Here is a 591-nt window from a genome sequence, read left to right as displayed (position 1 = left end):
TCCGGCGCCCGCGACCTGCCGGTCCGCATCGCCACCCACGACCTGCTCACCGGACAGGTCCGCATCGGGCGCGCCCTGGACGACCCCCGCAACCCCTACCGGCACCGCGGTTGCCGTCTCGCGCTCGACCCCTCGCTGCTCACCACGTCACTGCTGGCCGTCGGCCCGCCCGGCAGCGGCAAGACCGCCCGCATCGTGCGGCCCGCCGTGGAGTCGCTGTGCCTCCAGGCACTCGCCCGGCAGGCCGTCGTCGTCGCGGTCGGCGCGGCCGGCGCCGGACTCGGCCCCGACAACGCCTTCGACGTGGTGATCCGGCTCGGCGACGAACGGTCCGCACACGACCTGGACCTCTACGGCGGCACCACCGACCCGGACGAGGCCGCCGCGATGCTCTCCGAGGCGCTGCTCGGAGGCCAGGTCGAGGACCTGCGGCCCGCCACCAGCGCCCTGGCCCAGGTGATCGGCCCCTACCGGGCCGCCCACCGCCGGTTCCCGTCCGTCGCCGAACTCCGCGAACTGCTCGACGGCAACCCGGTGGCGCTGGCCGCGCTGCGCGAAGCGCTGGACGCAGCCGGGCAGTTCGGCCAGCAG

Annotated in this window: 1 pseudogene; it reads left to right on the top strand. The window is 76.0% G+C overall.

What is annotated here, in order from left to right:
- Positions 1 to 591, top strand: a pseudogene (locus tag ACYVE9_RS30190) (ATP-binding protein); the annotation flags it as partial.

This window comes from Streptomyces sparsus (genome assembly GCF_054776295.1).
This window is presented reverse-complemented; position numbering and strand designations above follow the sequence as displayed.